The 16,409-nt window shown below is 68.2% G+C and carries 12 protein-coding genes, 1 tRNA gene and 1 pseudogene; 7 read left to right on the top strand and 7 right to left on the bottom strand.

The features are described from left to right. Positions 1 to 14: 14 nt before the first annotated feature. Positions 15 to 149, top strand: a complete 135-nt coding sequence (locus tag WMF44_RS06230; protein ID WP_437298195.1) for a hypothetical protein — start codon at positions 15 to 17, stop codon at positions 147 to 149. A 112-nt stretch (positions 150 to 261) separates the two neighbouring features. On the opposite strand, the gene WMF44_RS06225 is transcribed toward WMF44_RS06230, so the two are convergent. The 3 genes from WMF44_RS06225 to WMF44_RS06215 all read right to left on the bottom strand — a co-directional run bounded on the left by WMF44_RS06225 (position 262) and on the right by WMF44_RS06215 (position 2,532). Next, complete coding sequence (locus WMF44_RS06225) at positions 262 to 1,107, bottom strand: hypothetical protein (protein WP_437298194.1); 846 nt, start codon at positions 1,105 to 1,107, stop codon at positions 262 to 264. Between the two features lie 397 nt (positions 1,108 to 1,504). Further along, positions 1,505 to 1,939 carry a YciI family protein gene (locus WMF44_RS06220; RefSeq protein WP_437298193.1) on the bottom strand — a complete coding sequence of 145 codons (435 nt, stop codon included), beginning with the start codon at positions 1,937 to 1,939 and terminating at the stop codon, positions 1,505 to 1,507. A 290-nt stretch (positions 1,940 to 2,229) separates the two neighbouring features. Beyond that, complete coding sequence (locus WMF44_RS06215) at positions 2,230 to 2,532, bottom strand: hypothetical protein (protein ID WP_437298192.1); 303 nt, start codon at positions 2,530 to 2,532, stop codon at positions 2,230 to 2,232. Between the two features lie 577 nt (positions 2,533 to 3,109). On the opposite strand from WMF44_RS06215, the gene WMF44_RS06210 reads away from it, so the two are divergent. The 4 genes from WMF44_RS06210 to WMF44_RS06195 are packed head-to-tail and all read left to right on the top strand — an operon-like array spanning position 3,110 to position 10,485. Continuing rightward, positions 3,110 to 4,807, top strand: coding sequence for an N-6 DNA methylase (locus WMF44_RS06210; protein ID WP_437298191.1), 1,698 nt, complete (start codon positions 3,110 to 3,112; stop codon positions 4,805 to 4,807). Between the two features lie 8 nt (positions 4,808 to 4,815). Continuing rightward, the gene (locus WMF44_RS06205) at positions 4,816 to 6,327 is read left to right on the top strand and encodes a type I restriction-modification system subunit M (protein ID WP_437301536.1); all 1,512 of its coding nucleotides are present in this window, start codon (positions 4,816 to 4,818) and stop codon (positions 6,325 to 6,327) included. After that, positions 6,320 to 7,522, top strand: a complete 1,203-nt coding sequence (locus WMF44_RS06200) for a hypothetical protein (RefSeq protein WP_437298190.1) — start codon at positions 6,320 to 6,322, stop codon at positions 7,520 to 7,522. Before WMF44_RS06205 ends, WMF44_RS06200 begins: the two co-directional genes overlap by 8 nt. After that, on the top strand, positions 7,519 to 10,485 hold the full coding sequence (locus WMF44_RS06195) for a type I restriction endonuclease subunit R (protein ID WP_437298189.1): 2,967 nt from the start codon (positions 7,519 to 7,521) through the stop codon (positions 10,483 to 10,485). The genes WMF44_RS06200 and WMF44_RS06195 overlap by 4 nt, the downstream gene beginning before the upstream one ends. A 43-nt stretch (positions 10,486 to 10,528) precedes the next feature. Here the strand turns inward: WMF44_RS06195 and WMF44_RS06190 are convergent. The 4 genes and pseudogenes from WMF44_RS06190 to WMF44_RS06175 all read right to left on the bottom strand — a co-directional run. Continuing rightward, positions 10,529 to 10,793, bottom strand: a pseudogene (locus WMF44_RS06190) (ATP-binding cassette domain-containing protein); the annotation flags it as partial. Positions 10,794 to 11,041: 248 nt separating this feature from the next. After that, positions 11,042 to 11,500 carry a type II toxin-antitoxin system VapC family toxin gene (locus tag WMF44_RS06185; protein WP_437298188.1) on the bottom strand — a complete coding sequence of 153 codons (459 nt, stop codon included), beginning with the start codon at positions 11,498 to 11,500 and terminating at the stop codon, positions 11,042 to 11,044. Next, complete coding sequence (locus tag WMF44_RS06180) at positions 11,497 to 12,444, bottom strand: hypothetical protein (RefSeq protein ID WP_437298187.1); 948 nt, start codon at positions 12,442 to 12,444, stop codon at positions 11,497 to 11,499. The genes WMF44_RS06185 and WMF44_RS06180 overlap by 4 nt, the downstream gene beginning before the upstream one ends. A gap of 283 nt (positions 12,445 to 12,727) precedes the next feature. Next, positions 12,728 to 12,803: transfer RNA gene (locus WMF44_RS06175), tRNA-Asn, on the bottom strand. Between the two features lie 147 nt (positions 12,804 to 12,950). Between WMF44_RS06175 and WMF44_RS06170 the strand changes: the two genes are divergently transcribed. Together WMF44_RS06170 and ettA are read left to right on the top strand one after the other, a co-directional pair. Further along, positions 12,951 to 14,543, top strand: coding sequence for a lipopolysaccharide biosynthesis protein (locus tag WMF44_RS06170; protein WP_437298186.1), 1,593 nt, complete (start codon positions 12,951 to 12,953; stop codon positions 14,541 to 14,543). 181 nt (positions 14,544 to 14,724) lie between these two features. After that, positions 14,725 to 16,398 (top strand): energy-dependent translational throttle protein EttA, encoded by a 1,674-nt coding sequence (gene ettA / locus WMF44_RS06165; RefSeq protein ID WP_437298185.1) that lies wholly within the window; start codon positions 14,725 to 14,727, stop codon positions 16,396 to 16,398. The last annotated feature ends 11 nt before the right edge of the window (positions 16,399 to 16,409 follow it).

The raw sequence follows: 16,409 nt of genomic DNA, 5'->3' as shown, positions 1-16,409 counted from the left end.
GCGAGGCCCCGTACATGGCGACGCGACTCGGTCGCCCCGGAGCGGCCGCGGGCGTCGAGGTGGACGCCGGCGAGCTCGGGGCGGTCCGTGCTGGCCGAGGCCACGTCGGGCGCTGGTGGCTCGTCCTCCGCTTCCGGCGTCGTCTTTGAGGGCTGCGAACGGCGATGGTGGATGGGAGCGGGCGCGCCGCGGGGCGCAGTTTCCGCGCGGACGGCGAACCGGCCGGGATGACGGCGGCCGAGCGCCGGTCGATGTCGATGTCTAGCTGGTCGAGGGCACGGCGGTCCCAGGCGCGGGCGCCGCCGCCGGCTTGCCGTTGGCCTGGCCGGCCTCGGCGGCCTTGCGGGCCTTCTCGCGCCGCGCCGCCGCGCGCCGGCGCCGCTCGTAGGCGCTCGTCACCTCGCGGGCGATCTCGGGGTGGCGCCGGAAGACGTGGGCCGCGGTCTTCCGGATGGCGCCCACGCGCCCGACCATGAGGTGCAGGAGCTGGTTGCGGATCGTGGTCGCGGCGGCCGAGGCGCCGGCCTCGGGGGCCGCTTCCAGCGCTCGCCGTTGCAGGTCCTCCGCGAGCTTCCTGGCCTCGGCGATGAGGCGCACGTCGAACGCCTCGTCCGCCTCGACCAGGCGGTCCTTGAGCGGCTCCGCGAGCCCCGCGTAATCGCGGAGCGCCTGGGAGAGGGCGCTCGAGCGCTGGCCGTCCTGCGCGTGGAACTCCTTGATGCGCGCGAGCTGCGCGTCGGCGGGCTCGTCGACGTCGTCATCGAGCAGGAACTCGAGCGCCGACTCGAGCTCATCGACGACGAACCGGGCGCGCTCTCCGAGATCGGCCACGGCCGGATCGACGATGAGCAGCAGCCGCATCTGCGCCTCCTGCACCGCGTGCACGATGGAGAGCAGCTCCTCGCCGCTCGATGCGGGCAGGCGGCTCTTGACCCGCTTGAGGCCCGGGCGATCGCCGTCGGGCTCCCAGTACTTCTTCACGAACGCCGCGGCGGCGACCGCCTCGCGCACGGCGACGTCGTAAGGAATGTTCAGCGGGTTGTCGGTCCGCTCCGACCCGGCGGCGACCTTGACCCAGCGATCGAAGTCCTGTCCTTGCTTTGCCATGATGATTGCCTGACCCCTCCTCCTGCGACCCGCGCCCCTCGGGGCACGACGCAAAGCGGCAAGGATGAGCTCGGTCGGAGGGACGTCCAGCGCGGAGCAGGATCTGGACACGGGTGGGGGGAGCCGGGAGGTGAGGCGGCGGGGTGGGATGTCCAGATGGGTGGGCAGGGTGTCCAGATGAGCCTGCCCCCTGTCCAGATGGGCGGGCGGGGTGTCCAGATGACCCCGCCCCCTGTCCAGATGGGCGAGGGGGATGTCCAGATAAGCCGGGGGATGTCCAGATGGACGGGGAGGACGTCCGAACGGCGGGAGCGCGCTCACGGCGGGGGCGGCGTCGATGCGCCACACGGCGTCGACTGCCTTTCGCGTGCGTGCTCGGCTCGCGCGCGGCCGTAACTTACGCCTTCTGCTGCCGCTCGATCTCTGCGCGGAGGCGCTCCTCCCGAGCACGGAGCTCCGGGGTGAACTCCTTGCCGAAGTCGTCCGCCTCGAAGATCGGGCGAATCTCGAGCTCGGCCTCCTCACCCGGCATCGGATCGGGGCAACGACGCGCCCACTCGACGGCCTCCTCCATCGACCGGACCTGCCAGATCCAGAAGCCGGCAATCAGCTCCTTCGTCTCGGAGAACGGACCGTCGACGACGGTGCGCTGGTTCCCGGCGAACCTGATGCGCTTGCCCTTCGCGCTCGGGTGCAGGCCGTCGCCCGCGAGCATGAGGCCGGCGTTGACGAGCTCCTCGTTGTACTTGCCCATGTCGGTCAGGAGCTTCTCGCTCGGCATGATGCCTGCTTCGCTGTTCTTCGTCGCCTTCACGATCACCATGACCTTCATCGTCGTGTCCTTTCGCTGCGACGCCTTGAGCGCCGGCGGGGTTGCTCGTACAGGCGACGAACGACGCTGGGCGAGATCGACATGGCCGCGAAAGTTTTTTCATCCGGCAGCGCCACACCAGCAAATAGCACGTAAAAACAAGGGGTTACATGGGTCGATCGTCCGACACGCCATGGACGACGACGGCCGCCAGGGCCCCTGAGGATCATGACCACCCTCACCCAGGTGCGCCCCCGAGCTTCCGCGTCGTGGCGGCCCGGTCGCCTACAAGCCCCGGTGGATGGCAACGCTCAGCCCACCAGCTTCTTGAGCATCGCCATCCCGCGCTCGGCCTCGGCGCGCGTCACGTCGGCCAGCTCGAGGTACACGTAGCCGCGCGCATCGTAGACGCTCGCGGTGTGAACGATCCAGCGATCGCACTCCGGCGTCGTCAGCTCGACCGCGGCATCGAGCTTGTTGAGAGCAGCGGTGACCAGACTGTGGCTCGTCCCCTTCGAGAGGCCGAGTTCGATCTGCGGCTCGGCCGTCCCGTGCCGGCGCTGGCCCTGGCTCACCATCTTCGTCGACTGCGTGGTCTTGCTCGTGGTCCGCATCGTCGCCGTCGCGTTCTGCAGGGTGGCACCTCGCCCGTCGCGAGGTGCTCGCGGGTGCGCTTTACCGAGACCGAGCCGCCACCGCCCAGCCCGAACGTGTGTGCCACCCCGCGAAGGTCGCCCGAAGGCTCGCGCGCTCTCCTCACCGAGCCGCCGCCCCCCCGAAGCCCGAACCGGTGCGGTGGCCGGCGAAGGTCGCCCGGATGCTGGCCCTCGCGCACCACCTCCAGGGCGCCATCGACCGGGGGCTCGTTGCAGACCAGGCCGCCGTAGCCCGCAAGCTGGGGCCGCCGCGCGGGTCACAGAACGGCTCGACTTGCTTCATTTCCCTCTCGCGCCCGATCTCTCCGAGGCCGTCCCGCCCCTCGAAGCCGTCAACGGCACCGAGTCGATGGCCGAGCAGGCGCTCCGTGCCGTGGCGCATACGGGGAGCTGAGCCAAGCAGCGGGCGGCGTGGACTGGGCTCCGGAGAATCTGGTCTCCGACGCCTCGCGCGTCTTGATGCCACCCCATCGGCCGCCGTACTCTGGAAATGGCCGGAAGCTCACGCCTTCCGCCGCCATGGATTCCTGAACGGATGAGCGACGAGATACTCACAATCCAAGAGGTCGCGGCCTTGCTGAAGGTCGCCGACAAGACCGTCTCCACGATGGCCCAGAAGGGGGAGATCCCAGCGTTCAAGGTGCGCGGGCAGTCGCGCTTCCGGCGCGCGGACATCGACGCGTGGCTCCGCAGCAGGCGACCGCGTGTCGTGAGGAGGGAGGTCACGAGTAGCCAGTCGTCCCTCCCGCTTCCCGTGACGCTCGCCGAGCTCGAGTCGCACCTCTGGGAGGCCGCGAACATCCTGCGCGGCAGCCCGGTCGATCGCACCGACTGGAAGTCGTACATCCTGCCGCTGCTCTTCTTCAAACGCATCTGCGACGTGTGGGACGAGGAGCACGCCGCGATGCTCGCCGAGTACGGCGAGGACTTCGCCGACGAGCACCGCTTCCAGGTGCCCGAGGGCTGCCACTGGTCCGCCGTGCGCCGCGCGCCGAAGAACGTCGGCGCCGCGCTCGCCAACGCGTTGCGCGGCGTCGAGGCCGCGAACCAGAAGCACCTCTACGGCGTGTTCGGCGACGCCCAGTGGACCAACAAGGACCGGCTGCCCGACGAGCTGCTCAAGGACCTCATCGAGCACTTCTCGGCGCTCTCGCTGGGCAATGCCCGCGTCGCTTCCGACGTGATGGGCGACGCCTACGAGTACCTCATCAAGCAGTTCGCCGACGCGACCAACAAGAAAGCAGGCGAGTTCTACACCCCGCGCAGCGTCGTACGCTTGATGGTCGACATCCTCGACCCGAAGGAAGGCGAGACGATCTACGACCCGGCCTGCGGCACGGGCGGCATGCTGCTCGCGGCCGTGGAGCACGTGCGCGAGCGCGGCGGTGATCCACGGACCTTCTTCGGCAGGCTGTACGGACAGGAAAAGAACCTCACCACCGCCTCGGTCGCGCGGATGAACCTCTTCCTGCACGGCATCGAGGACTTCTCCATCGAGCGCGGCGACACCCTTCGCAACCCGGTGTTCACCGACCCGAGCACCGGCGGCTTCGCGACGTTCGACGTCGTCATCGCCAACCCGCCGTTCTCGCTCGAACAGTGGGGCCGCGAGGTGTGGGAGACCGATCCGTGGGGACGCGCATTTGCCGGGCTGCCCACGGACAGCAACGCGGACATGGCGTGGGTGCAGCACATGGTGAAGTCGATGGCACCCAAGACCGGTCGAATGGGCGTGGTGCTCCCGCAGGGCGCGCTCTTCCGCGGTGGTGTCGAAGCGCAGATCCGCAAGCACCTCCTCGAGAAGGACCTCGTCGAGGCCGTCATCGGCCTCGCACCGAATCTGTTCTACGGCACTGGCCTGGCCGCGTGCGTTCTGGTGCTGCGTCAGCGCAAGGAGAAGCGCAAGAAGGGCAAGGTCCTCATCGTCGATGCGTCCTCGGTGTTCCGCCGAGAGCGAGCGCAGAATTCCATGGCCCCGGCGCATGTCAGCGAGATCCACTCGTGGGTGCAGGGCTTCGCCGACGTCCAGGATCGTGCGCGCGTCGTCGACCTCTTGGAGATCGAGAAGGAAGGCTGGACTCTGAACATCTCGCGCTACGTGCTTCCGCCCATCGGGGCCGACATCCCGCCGCTTCCCGTCGCTGTCGCCGCCTTCAAGGAGGCCCTCGTGAAGTGCCGCGAGGCCGAAGACGACCTTCGTCGCGTCATGCGTGAGGGGGGGTGGCTGTCGTGACCACGCACATGACCCAGCAGGAGCTCGAGTCGTATCTGTGGGGCGCCGCCGTCATCCTGCGCGGCCTGGTCGATGCTGGTGACTACAAGCAGTTCGTCTTCCCGCTGATCTTCTTCAAGCGCCTCTCGGACGTCTGGGACGAGGACTACGCCGCCGCCCTCGCCGAGTCGAAGGGCGACACCAGGTACGCGACCGCGACGGCCGACGACCGATTCGCGATCCCGGACGGTTCGCACTGGAACGACGTGCGCGCCGCCGCGAAGGACGTGGGCAAGAAGCTCCAGACGGCGCTCCGCGCGATCGAGGCGGCGAATCCGGGGCGACTCGACGGCATCTTCGGCGACGCTTCGTGGACGAACAAGGAGCGCCTCCCCGACGTCACGCTGAAGAACCTGCTCGAGCACTTCTCGGGGCAGACGCTCTCGATCGCCAACGTGCCCGAGGACGAGCTCGGCAACGGCTACGAGTTCCTCATCAAGAAGTTCGCCGACGACAGCGGGCACACGGCGCAGGAGTTCTACACGAACCGCACCGTCGTCCACCTCATGGTGCAGATGCTCGCGCCGAAGAGCGGCGAGAGCATCTTCGACCCGACCTGCGGCACCGGCGGCATGCTCATCTCGGCGCTGGCCGAGGTGAAGCGAAAGCGCGGCGAGCACCGGACGCTCAAGCTCTTCGGTCAAGAGCGGAACCACATGACGGCGTCCATCGCCCGCATGAACCTCGTGCTTCACGGTGTGGAGGACTGCGAGATCGCGCGCGGCGACACGCTGGCCGTGCCCGCATTCCACGAGGCCGACCGGCTCAAGACGTTCGATGTGGTCCTCGCCAACCCGCCGTACTCGATCAAGCAATGGAACCGCGAGGCGTGGGCCACCGACCCCTGGGGCCGGAACTTCCTCGGAACGCCGCCGCAGGGCCGCGCCGACTACGCGTTCTTCCAGCACATCTTGAAGAGCATGGACCCGAAGACGGGGCGCTGCGCGATCCTCTTCCCGCACGGTGTGCTCTTTCGCAGGGAGGAGGCTGAGATGCGACGAAAGCTCATCGAAGCCGATTTTGTCGATTGCGTTCTCGGGCTCGGGCCGAACCTCTTCTACAACTCAGCGATGGAGGCCTGCGTCGTCTTCTGCCGCTCGAAGAAGACGCCGAAGAAGCGTGGCAAGGTACTTCTGATCGACGCGGTGAACGAGGTCGCGCGCGAGCGGGCGATCAGCTTTCTCCGGCCCGAGCATCAGCAGCGCATTGAGACAGCCTATGCGGCGTTCGCCGACGAGGAAGGCTTTGCGAAGGTCGCAACGATCGAGGAGATTGCCGCGCAGGGCTTCAGCCTGTCGATCCCGCTCTATGTGAAGCGCGAGACGGCCGCGACGAACGCGACGGAGGCCAGCCACGCACCGACACTGCGCGAGGAGTGGGAGGCTCTGGAGGACTCGGGGCGCACGTTCTGGACCGAGATGGATGCGGTGATCGACCTGCTCGACGGGCTTGTGGGCGACGAGGAGGTGGCCGATGGGTGACCTGAAGCCCGGGTGGAAGCGTTACAGATTTGGAGAAATGGTATTGAGCATGGGGGCCACCCGAAAGGCTCGCGGGTGGACCGCCAGCGGGAGTGGGGTCGACCGGTACGTCGGCCTCGAGCACTTGGACTCGAACAGCCTCAAGATTCGGCGATGGGGTTTGCCGGACGACGTCGGAGAGAACAGCGATCTTCGGCACTTCGAGCCCGGTGACGTGATTCTGGCTCGCCGAGGAATCGAACTCCGCAAGGTTGGGGTAGCAGAGTTTCGTGGTGTTGCTTCGGGACATGCCCTGGTGTTCCGCGCAAAGCCCGAGGTAGTGTTGCCAGAATTCCTGCCGTTCTTCATGCAGTCCGACGCGTTCATGCTGCGTGCGGATCGTTTTTCGGTCGGTTCCCTGTCGCGCACAGTAAACCTCTCCGCCCTGACAAGGGAAGAGTTCGCACTGCCCCCGTTGGAAGAGCAGCGACGCCTCGTTGAGGTGTGCAGCCTCGCCTCGCGCCTTGCTGAGACCAGCGGCGAATTGCAGCGTTCGACGAGTTCTGCCCGACGTGCGCTGTTGGTCGACATCTTCCGACCGAACCGTGGCTCGCGCGATGAGTTCCCGAGCCACTGGAACGTTATGAGCGCAGAGAGTGCTGGGGACTGCCAGCTCGGACAACAGCGGCACCCGATGTTCGACGACGGCGACAATGTGCGGCCCTATCTTCGGGTTGCGAATGTCTTTGATGGATTCATTGATCTGTCGGACGTCCTGTCCATGCACTTTCCCAGAGAGGCGTTAAACAAATTCGAATTGCGCGACGGCGACATCCTTCTCAATGAAGGACAGAGCACGGAACTGGTTGGCCGAAGCGCCATTTGGCGTGGCCAAATCGACCGAATGTGCTTCCAGAAGACGCTGCTTCGATTTCGTTGTGGCCCATTGCTACTGCCTGAGTTCGCACAATCCTTCTTCCAGCACATGCTCTACACGGGGCAGTTTGCTCGCATCGCCGTACAGACGACCTCGATCGCACACCTCACATCGATTCGGTTCGCGAAGCTGCCGCTGCCGGTCCCGCCGATGTCGGAGCAGCAAGGCATCGTCGAGCGCATCGTCGCCATCTCGAAAGCGGAATCGTTGGCGACGAGCCGCGCTGCTCAAGCGGCACTGCTCGCGCGACAGATTCTCAATCACGTGGGGAGCGCATGACCTTCACCGAGTCCTCCACGGTCGAGAATCTGATCCGTGACCTCCTCTGCGGCAGCGTCACGCACCATACCGCCATCGGCGTGGGGCTCGCGCGCAAGCGCGGCGAGTTCTCGGGCCTCGGTTGGCACTACCTGGCGCCCGCGAACATTCCGCGTCAGCCGCACCAGATCTTCGTCGAGGACTGGATCCGCGACGCGCTCATTCGGCTGAATCCCGAGATCGCCGCCGTTCCCGACCGCGCTGACGAGGTCCTGTACAAGCTGCGGGCGATCGTGCTCGCGGTGCGCTCCGACGGCCTTCTCAAAGCGAACGAGGAGCTCACCGCATGGTTGCGCGGCGACCGCTCGATGCCATTCGGGCCGAACCACGAACACGTCACCGTTCGCCTCATCGACTTCGAGGACCTCGAGAACAACCAGTACGTCGTCACGACCCAGTTCACCCTCCGCGCCGGCCCCGCCGAGCGACGCGCGGATCTCGTGCTGCTCGTCAACGGCCTTCCCATCGTCCTCATCGAAGCGAAGACGCCCGTTCGCCAAGCGGTGAGCTGGCTCGACGGCGCACTCCAGCTTCACGACGATTACGAGAAGAATGTCCCGGAGCTCTTCGTCGCCAACGCGTTCAGCGTCGCTACCGAGGGCAAGGAGCTGATGTACGGCGCCGTTCGCATGCCCGTGAACCTGTGGGGCCCGTGGCGTGGCGAGGACGAGGCGACGCCGGGCACGCTCGCGGGGCTGAAGGCGGCGGTGAGCGGCCTGCTGCGCCCCGCAGTGGTGCTCGACATCCTCGCCCACTTCACGCTCTTCGCGACGGACAAGAAGAAGCGCCGCATCAAGGTCGTCTGCCGCTACCAGCAGTACGAGGCGGTGAACCTCATCGTGCAGCGCGTCCTCGCCGGCAAGCCGCGCAAGGGCCTCATCTGGCACTTCCAGGGCTCGGGCAAGTCGCTGCTCATGGTGTTCGCCGCGCAGAAGCTCCGGCTCCAGCCCGAACTCGGCAACCCCACGGTCATCATCGTCGTCGACCGCATCGACCTCGACGCGCAGATCAGCTCGACGTTCCACGCCTCCGACGTGCCGAACCTGGTGAAGGCCGAGACGCGCGAGGACCTTCAGCGGCTGCTGAAGCAGGACACACGCAAGGTCATCATCACGACGATCTTCAAGTTCGGTGAGGCCGAGGGCGTGCTGAACGACCGCGGCAACATCGTCGCCCTCGTCGACGAAGCACACCGCACGCAGGAGGGCGACCTCGGCATGAAGATGCGCGCGGCGCTGCCCAACGCGTTCCTGTTCGGGCTCACAGGCACGCCCATCAACCGGCGCGACCGGAACACGTTTTACGCCTTCGGCGCCGAGGAGGACGTGCGCGGCTACATGAACCGTTACGGTTTCGAGGAGTCGATCCGCGACGGCGCGACCTTGAAGCTCCACTTCGAGCCGCGCCTCGTCGATCTGCACATCGACAAGGCCGCCATCGACCAGGCCTACCAGGCGCTCACGGGCAAGCTCTCGGATCTCGACAGGGACAACCTCGCGAAGGCCGCTGCCAAGATGGCGGTGCTCGTGAAAGTGCCCGAGCGCGTGCAGAGGATCTGCGAGGACATCGCAAGGCACTACCAGGACGCGGTCGCGCCCAACGGCTTCAAGGGCATGGTCGTGACCTTCGACCAGGAGTGCTGTCTGCTCTACAAGGCGGCGCTCGACACGCTGCTGCCGCCCGAGGCAACGGAGATCGTCATCTCCGCGACCGGCTCCGACGAGCGCGTCAAGCCCTACGCGCGCACGCGGGACGAGGAAGAGAAGCTCCTTGATCGCTTCCGCGATGCCAACGATCCGCTGAAGCTGCTCATCGTCACCGCGAAGCTGCTCACGGGCTTCGACGCGCCGATCCTCCAGGTCATGTACCTGGACAAGCCCCTGCGCGACCACTCGCTTCTCCAGGCCATCTGCCGTACGAACCGCACCTACGGCGACAAGAAGACCCACGGCCTCATCGTCGACTACCTCGGTGTGTTCGACGACGTGGCGAAGGCGCTGGAGTTCGACGAGAAGGGCTTCCGCAGCGTCGTCGGCAACATCGAGGGTCTCAAGGCCCAGCTCCCCGAGGCGATGCAGAAGTGCTTCGCGTTCTTCCCCGGCGTCGACCGCACACAGACCGGCTACGAGGGCCTGATGGCGGCACAGGAGTGCCTGCCGAACAACGACGTGCGCGACGCGTTCGCCGCCGAGTACTCGGTGCTCGGCAAGCTCTGGGAAGCCATCTCGCCCGATCCGATGCTGCTGCCGTTCGAGGTCGACTACCGCTGGCTCACGCAGGTGTACGTCTCGGTCCAGCCGACGAGCGGCACGGGCAAGCTCGTGTGGCACGCGCTCGGCGCGAAGACCATCGAGCTGATTCACCAGAACGTTCACGTCGATGCGGTACGCGACGACCTCGAGACACTGGTGCTCGACGCCGAGCTGCTCGATGCGGTCATCGGCTCACCCAACCCGAAGAAGCGCGCGAAAGAGTTCGAGATCAAGCTCACCGCGCGCCTGCGCAAGCACATGGGCAACCCTCGCTACAAGGCGCTGTCCGAACGCCTCGAGGCGCTCAAGGAGCGACACGAGCAGGGGCTGGTGAACAGCGTGGAGTTCTTGAAGCAACTCCTCGAACTCGCACGCGACCTCGTCCGCACCGAGAAGGACACGCCACCCGAGGAGGACGAAGACCGCGGCAAGGCCGCTCTCACCGAGCTGTTCCAGCAGGTGAAGAACGAAAAGACGCCCGTGATGGTCGAGCGCGTGGTCGCCGACATCGACGGGATCGTGCGGCTCGTCCGCTTCCCCGGCTGGCAGAACACGGCAGCCGGCGAGCGCGAGGTGAAGCAGGCCCTGCGCAAGAGCCTGCTCAAGTACCAGCTCCACCAGGATGCGGAGATCTTTAAGCGCGCGTACGGCTACATCCGCCAGTACTACTGAGCGAGGCGCCCGGCTGCGTCCCGGTGCGACGCCTGGATGACCGTCATGCGCGGTCGTGGGCGATGCGACCGTCGACGATCTCGATGACGCGGTCACACTGGTCGGCGATGCGCGGATCGTGAGTGACGACGAGGAACGTCGTGCCGAGCTCGCGGTTGAATCGGCGCATCAATGCGAAGTTTTCGGCCGACGACTCGGTGTCGAGGTTCCCCGTCGACTCGTCGGCGAGGACGAGCGGCGGTCGGCGCGACAGCGCGCGCGATGGCCACGCGTTACTGCTGGCCGCCCGAGAGCGCGGTCGCCCTGAAGTTCATTCGGTCGGCGAGCCCCATCGCTCCGAGCAGCTCGGCCGCGCGCTCCTTCATGGTCGACGAAGGGAAGCCTTCGTCGCCCCAGGCGGGCGGCATCCCGTTCTCGAGCGCGGTGAACATGCGAGATGCCGTGTGCGCTGCACGGGCGTGCTCCGAGCCCGCGCCGGCTCAGTGAACCCGATGAGGTCGGAGGGGCTCGCTCAGCTCCGCGGCTCGCTCGGCGTCGTCCGTAGCTTCAGCAGACCTCACGTCAGCAATGACGATGCCATCATGGGAGCGATGACCTCGCCCTCGAGGTGCTCGGGGATCAGGTGGGAAAAGTCGTCGTCCGTGGTGAGCAGCGTCGCGCCAGAAGCCTTGGCGCAGGCCGCGATCCACAGATCGTTCTTTCCCATGTTGCGGGCGCCGTCGGGATGGCTCTGCGAGACCAGGTCGAGCTGCACGTACGCGTCAAGGACGGCCGGATGATTGATGTCCACGACAACCAGGCTGTCGAGCGCCATCGAGAGCGCCTTCAGCTTGGCGTCGCCCCAGGCGTTGCGCAGCGCGAGCGCGCGCACCTCGCCGAGGCTGACCACCGACACGAGCGGACGTTGCGCCGCGGACCGCAGGCCGAAGCGCTCGTCGATGTACCGACCCAGCGCGTTACCGCGCACCAGCGGGAGAATCACGCTCGTGTCGAGCAGGTAGATCCGCTGGCTCACCGGATCGCCTCGAGCGCGCCGAGCAGCTCCTCGTCGGTCTCGTCCCCCGGCCATGTGCCGAAGAACGCCGACACGCCAGTGGCCTCGTCCTGCGGCACCCAGGAGGCCACGGGCCTCCTGGCGGTGGCTTTCGGCGCGCTCTCGAACACGGTGTCACCAGCGCGCGCGGGGCCGAGATACTCGACGTCGATGACCAGGAGCTTGCCGGACGGACGGAACTGGGCCATGCCCGAAACCACCACCCGCGAGCCGAACAGGGTCTTGAGCTGCTCGTTGTCGCGGGCGTCGAGCCGGGCAGCCACGGCAGTGCCATCAGCCAGCGTGAGCATGACATCTGACTTCGTCGCGGAGATCGTGTCCAGCGTGCCGGTCACACGCACGGCCTTGGGATCCGGGGTCTCGTCGCGGAGGAGCTCGATCTTGCCCACATCGTCGCGTCGCACGACGAGGGGGGCGTCGAGCCCAGCAATGCCTTCGAGCTGTACGCCATGAAAGCCGTCACGCGCAGCCCGAGCGAACCGGACGCAGGTGTCGAGCAGCGCGCGGTCGGCGAGCACGCGATCTCGGTCGCCCTTCACGACGCTCGCGAGCACCCCCGCGAAGAGGTCCACGGCCGAGCTGCTCGCCTCGATCAGCCGCTGCGCCTCGACGAACAGCGAGACTTGATGCGCGCCTCCAAAGCGCTCGGGCGCCACGTCGGCCAGCGTCGGAGCCTCGAGCGCCACGACGGCGGAACCAGCGGTCAGCCCGGTGATTTCCACGCGACACGCCGCATCGAGCCACGCGGGTCGCGGCCCCTTGCGCGTGCTCTCGCCCTCGACGACGAAGCGCGTCGCGTGGCGGGCCCCCTCGATCAGCGCGCCGACCGTCTCGAGAAGCACGTCTGCCGGAACGCGAAGCTCGCCGCGCGTCCCTCCCAGCAGTGTCATGGTGTGCTTCTTCATCGCGGCCTCCCTCTCTATCTTCCGGTGTGCGGGCGCGACCGGCAAGGAGAGGAGGAGGAGCTGTGAACCCCAGAGCGAGGAGCCGTTCACCGTGAACTCAAGAGCACCGCTCGGTCTCGGCTCTCCGTGGGCCGAACCTTGTGGCTCGTCACGCGCCCCGTCTTGCTCTGAGCGATCTCCTGGGTTCCGCGTGCGCGAGCCGCGGAAAACAAAGAGGCCTTGCCAGGTTTTCCAGCAAGGCCCTTTGTCGGCCTGGCGCCCAGACCGGGTCGCCTCGATGAAATGGCTCCAGCTGCTGGACTCGAACCAGCGACCCGGCGGTTAACAGCCGCCTGCTCTACCAACTGAGCTAAGCTGGAATGCGTTGGAGACGGGCGCGAGGATAGTCAGCGAGGCCTCCCCGTCAAGCGAATCCGCACCGCCGCTGAAGTTTACGTGACGCCCCGGTGTGCTCGCCCGCTCCGCGCGAGATTGCCCGCCCGGCGTGCTTCTGCGACAACGCCGCCGTGCAGCACGCCGCCGTGCCCTTCCCGCCGCAGCCGCCGGACGCCCCGGCGCCCTCTCCGGCCCCCTCCCCCTCCGCCGCCCGCTCCGCAGGCCGCGGCGGCCTCGCCATCGCCGGCGCCAAGGTCTCCTTCATCCTCTTCGGCTTCGTCCAGCAGCTCATCCTCCCGCGGCTGCTCGGCACCGACGGCTACGGCGCTGTCTCCGTCGTCCTCGCGGGCGTGGGCGTCGTCAACAACGTCATCGTCGCGACAGGCATCCAGGGCGTCTCGCGCGCCGTCTCCAGCGTCGCGGAAGCGGACGTCGCCGCCGCCTTCCGCCGCACGCTCGCCCTCCACGCCCTCCTCGCCGTCGTCGTCTCCGCCGGCTTCGCGCTCCTCGCCGGCGCCATCGCCGACTTCTCCGAGGCCCCGCACGTCGCCACCCCGCTGCGGCTCGCCGCCGCCGTCGTGCTCCTCTACGGCCTCTACGCCCCGCTCGTCGGCGCGCTCAACGGCCAGCGGCGCTTCGTCACGCAGGCCGCCTTCGACGTCGGCTACGGCGCGCTCCGCACCGCGAGCATCGCCGCCTTCGCCCTGCTCTTCCTCCGCGCCGGCCAGAGCGGCGTCCTCGGCGCGATCGCCGGCTTCGTCGCGGCGGCCGGCGTCATCGTCCCGCTCGCGCTCACAAGGACCGGCCTGGGCCGCCGCGGAAGCGCCGGCCCCTCGATCCGCGAGCACGCGACCTTCCTCCTGCCGCTCGCCGTCTCGCAGACGTTCCTGAACCTCCTGCTCCAGACCGACTTCTTCCTCCTCCGCCGCTTCCTCGGGCAGGCCACGAGCGGGCTCGCGCTCGGCGCGAAGGCCGCGGACGACCTCATCGGCGTCTACCGCGGCGCGCAGCTCTTCGCGTTCCTGCCGTACCAGCTGCTCCTCTCGGTCACGTTCATCCTCTTCCCGATGCTCGCCCGCGCGCACGCCGAGCACGACCGCGCCGCGGTCCGCCGCTACGCCATGACCGGCGTCCGCCTCTCGTTCCTGCTCACCGGGCTCCTCTGCGCCCCGATCTCGGGCCTCGCCCCGCACGTCCTGCGCTTCGCCTTCCCTGTCGAGATCTACAGCCGCGGCGGCGACACGCTCCGCGTCCTCTCCCTCGGCATGGGCGCGTTCGCCGTCCTCGGCGTCGCCTCGGCCGCGCTCACCAGCCTGCACCGGGAGCGTGTGGCCGCCGCCCTCACGGCCGCCACCGTCCTGCTCGTCGCCACCGGCTGCTCGATCGCCGTCCCGCCCGCCGCGTTCGGCCCCGACATGCTCGTGCGCTCCGCCGTCGCCACCTCGCTCGCGCTCGCCACCGCCGCGGTCGCCGGCGGCGTCCTGCTGCACCGCGCCGCCGGCGGCTTCGTCGCCGCCCGGACGGCGCTCCGCGTCGGCGCCGCGCTGCTCGCCGGGATCGCCGTGGGCACGCAGCTCCCGTGGCTCGGCAAGATCGCCGTGCTCGGCGAGGCGATCCTCGTCGGCCTCGTGTACCTCGCCGTCCTCGTCGCCACGCGCGAGATCGGCCGCGAGGACCTCGCCGCTCTCAAGCAGGCGTTCGGGCGCGGCGCGCGGCGCGCCTAGCTCCGCCCGCGTCCGTCCTGACGCGCGCCCTGGGCGCCCGCCTACAGCTGCTTCCGCGCCCTCTTGACCGTCAGCCGGCGATCTCGCATACGGCCTCTCCCCCAGCCCGGCCAGCGCCGCGCCCGCTCGAAGGCCGAGCGGGGCCCCACGGCGCGCCGGGCACGCACAGGCAGGCGAAGACGTGGCCCCTCAATTCATCTTCACGATGCAGGATGTCCGGAAGGTGCACCCCCCGAACAAGGAGGTGCTGAAGGGCCTGTGGCTCTCCTTCTACCCGGGCGCGAAGATCGGCGTCCTCGGCTCGAACGGCGCCGGCAAGAGCACCCTGCTGCGCATCATGGCGGGCGTCGACAAGGAGTACCTCGGCGAGGCGAAGCCCGCCGACGGCGTCCGCATCGGCTACCTCGCCCAGGAGCCGCAGCTCGAGGCCGGCAAGACCGTGCAAGAGCACGTCGAGATGGCCGTCCACGAGGTCCGCTCCCTCGTCCAGCGCTTCGAGGAGATCGGCGCGAAGCTCGGCGAGTCGCCCCCCGACATGGAGGCGCTCCTCGAGGAGTACGCCGCGCTCCAGGACAAGATCGAGGCCGCGAACGGCTGGGAGATCGACCGCGTCGTCGAGCGCGCCATGGACGCCCTCCGGCTGCCGCCGCCCGACGCCGACGTCGCCAAGCTCTCCGGCGGCGAGCGACGCCGCGTCGCCCTCTGCAGGCTCCTCCTCGAGAAGCCGGACCTCCTGCTGCTCGACGAGCCGACCAACCACCTCGACGCCGAGAGCGTCGCCTGGCTCGAGCGCTTCCTCCACGAGTACCCCGGCACCGTCGTCGCGGTCACCCACGACCGGTACTTCCTCGACAACGTCGCCGGCTGGATCCTCGAGCTCGACCGCGGCGCCGGCATCCCGTACGAGGGCAACTACACCGGCTGGCTCGAGCAGAAGAAGAAGCGCCTCGAGCTCGAACAGAAGCAGGAGAGCGCGCGCAAGCGCACCCTGGAGCGCGAGCTCGAGTGGGTCCGCCTGGCCCCGCGCGCCCGCCAGGCCAAGAGCAAGGCCCGCCTCGCCGCCTACGAGACGCTGCTCGCCGAGGACAGGTCGAAGAAGGTCGAGGAGAACGAGATCCACATCCCCGCCGGCCAGCGGCTCGGGAACGTGGTCGTCGAGGCCGAGCACCTCCGCAAGGGCTTCGGCGACCGCGTCCTCATCGACGACCTCAGCTTCTCGCTCCCGCGCGGCGGCATCGTCGGCATCATCGGGCCGAACGGCGCCGGCAAGACCACGCTCTTCCGCATGATCATGGGCCTCGAGAAGCCCGACGGCGGCGCGCTCAAGCTCGGCGAGACCGTGGAGCTCGCGTACGTCGACCAGTCGCGCGACGCGCTCAACCCGACCAACAACGTCTGGCAGGAGATCTCCGGCGGCGAGGACCGCCTCCTCGTCGGCAAGCGCGAGGTCAACTCGCGCGCGTACGTCGCGAGCTTCAACTTCGCCGGCAGCGACCAGCAGAAGAAGGTCCGCGATCTCTCCGGCGGCGAGCGCAACCGCCTCCACCTCGCCAAGCTGCTCCGCCGCGGCGGCAACGTCCTCCTGCTCGACGAGCCCACCAACGACCTCGACGTCGACACGCTCCGCTCCCTCGAGGACGCGCTGCTCAACTTCGCCGGCTGCGCCGTGGTCATCAGCCACGACCGCTGGTTCCTCGACCGCATCGCGACCCACATCCTCGCCTTCGAGGGCGACAGCAAGGTCGTCTGGTTCGAGGGCAACTACGCCGACTACGAGGCCGACCTGAAGCGCCGCCTCGGCGCCGACGCGGCCGAGCCCCGCAAGCTCCGCTACCGCAAGCTCACCGCGGGCTGACCCGGCCCGGC

Origin of the sequence: Sorangium sp. So ce426 (assembly GCF_051475585.1) — a bacterium.
Taxonomy (GTDB): Bacteria; Myxococcota_A; Polyangia; order Polyangiales; family Polyangiaceae; genus Sorangium; species Sorangium cellulosum_B.
This window is presented reverse-complemented; position numbering and strand designations above follow the sequence as displayed.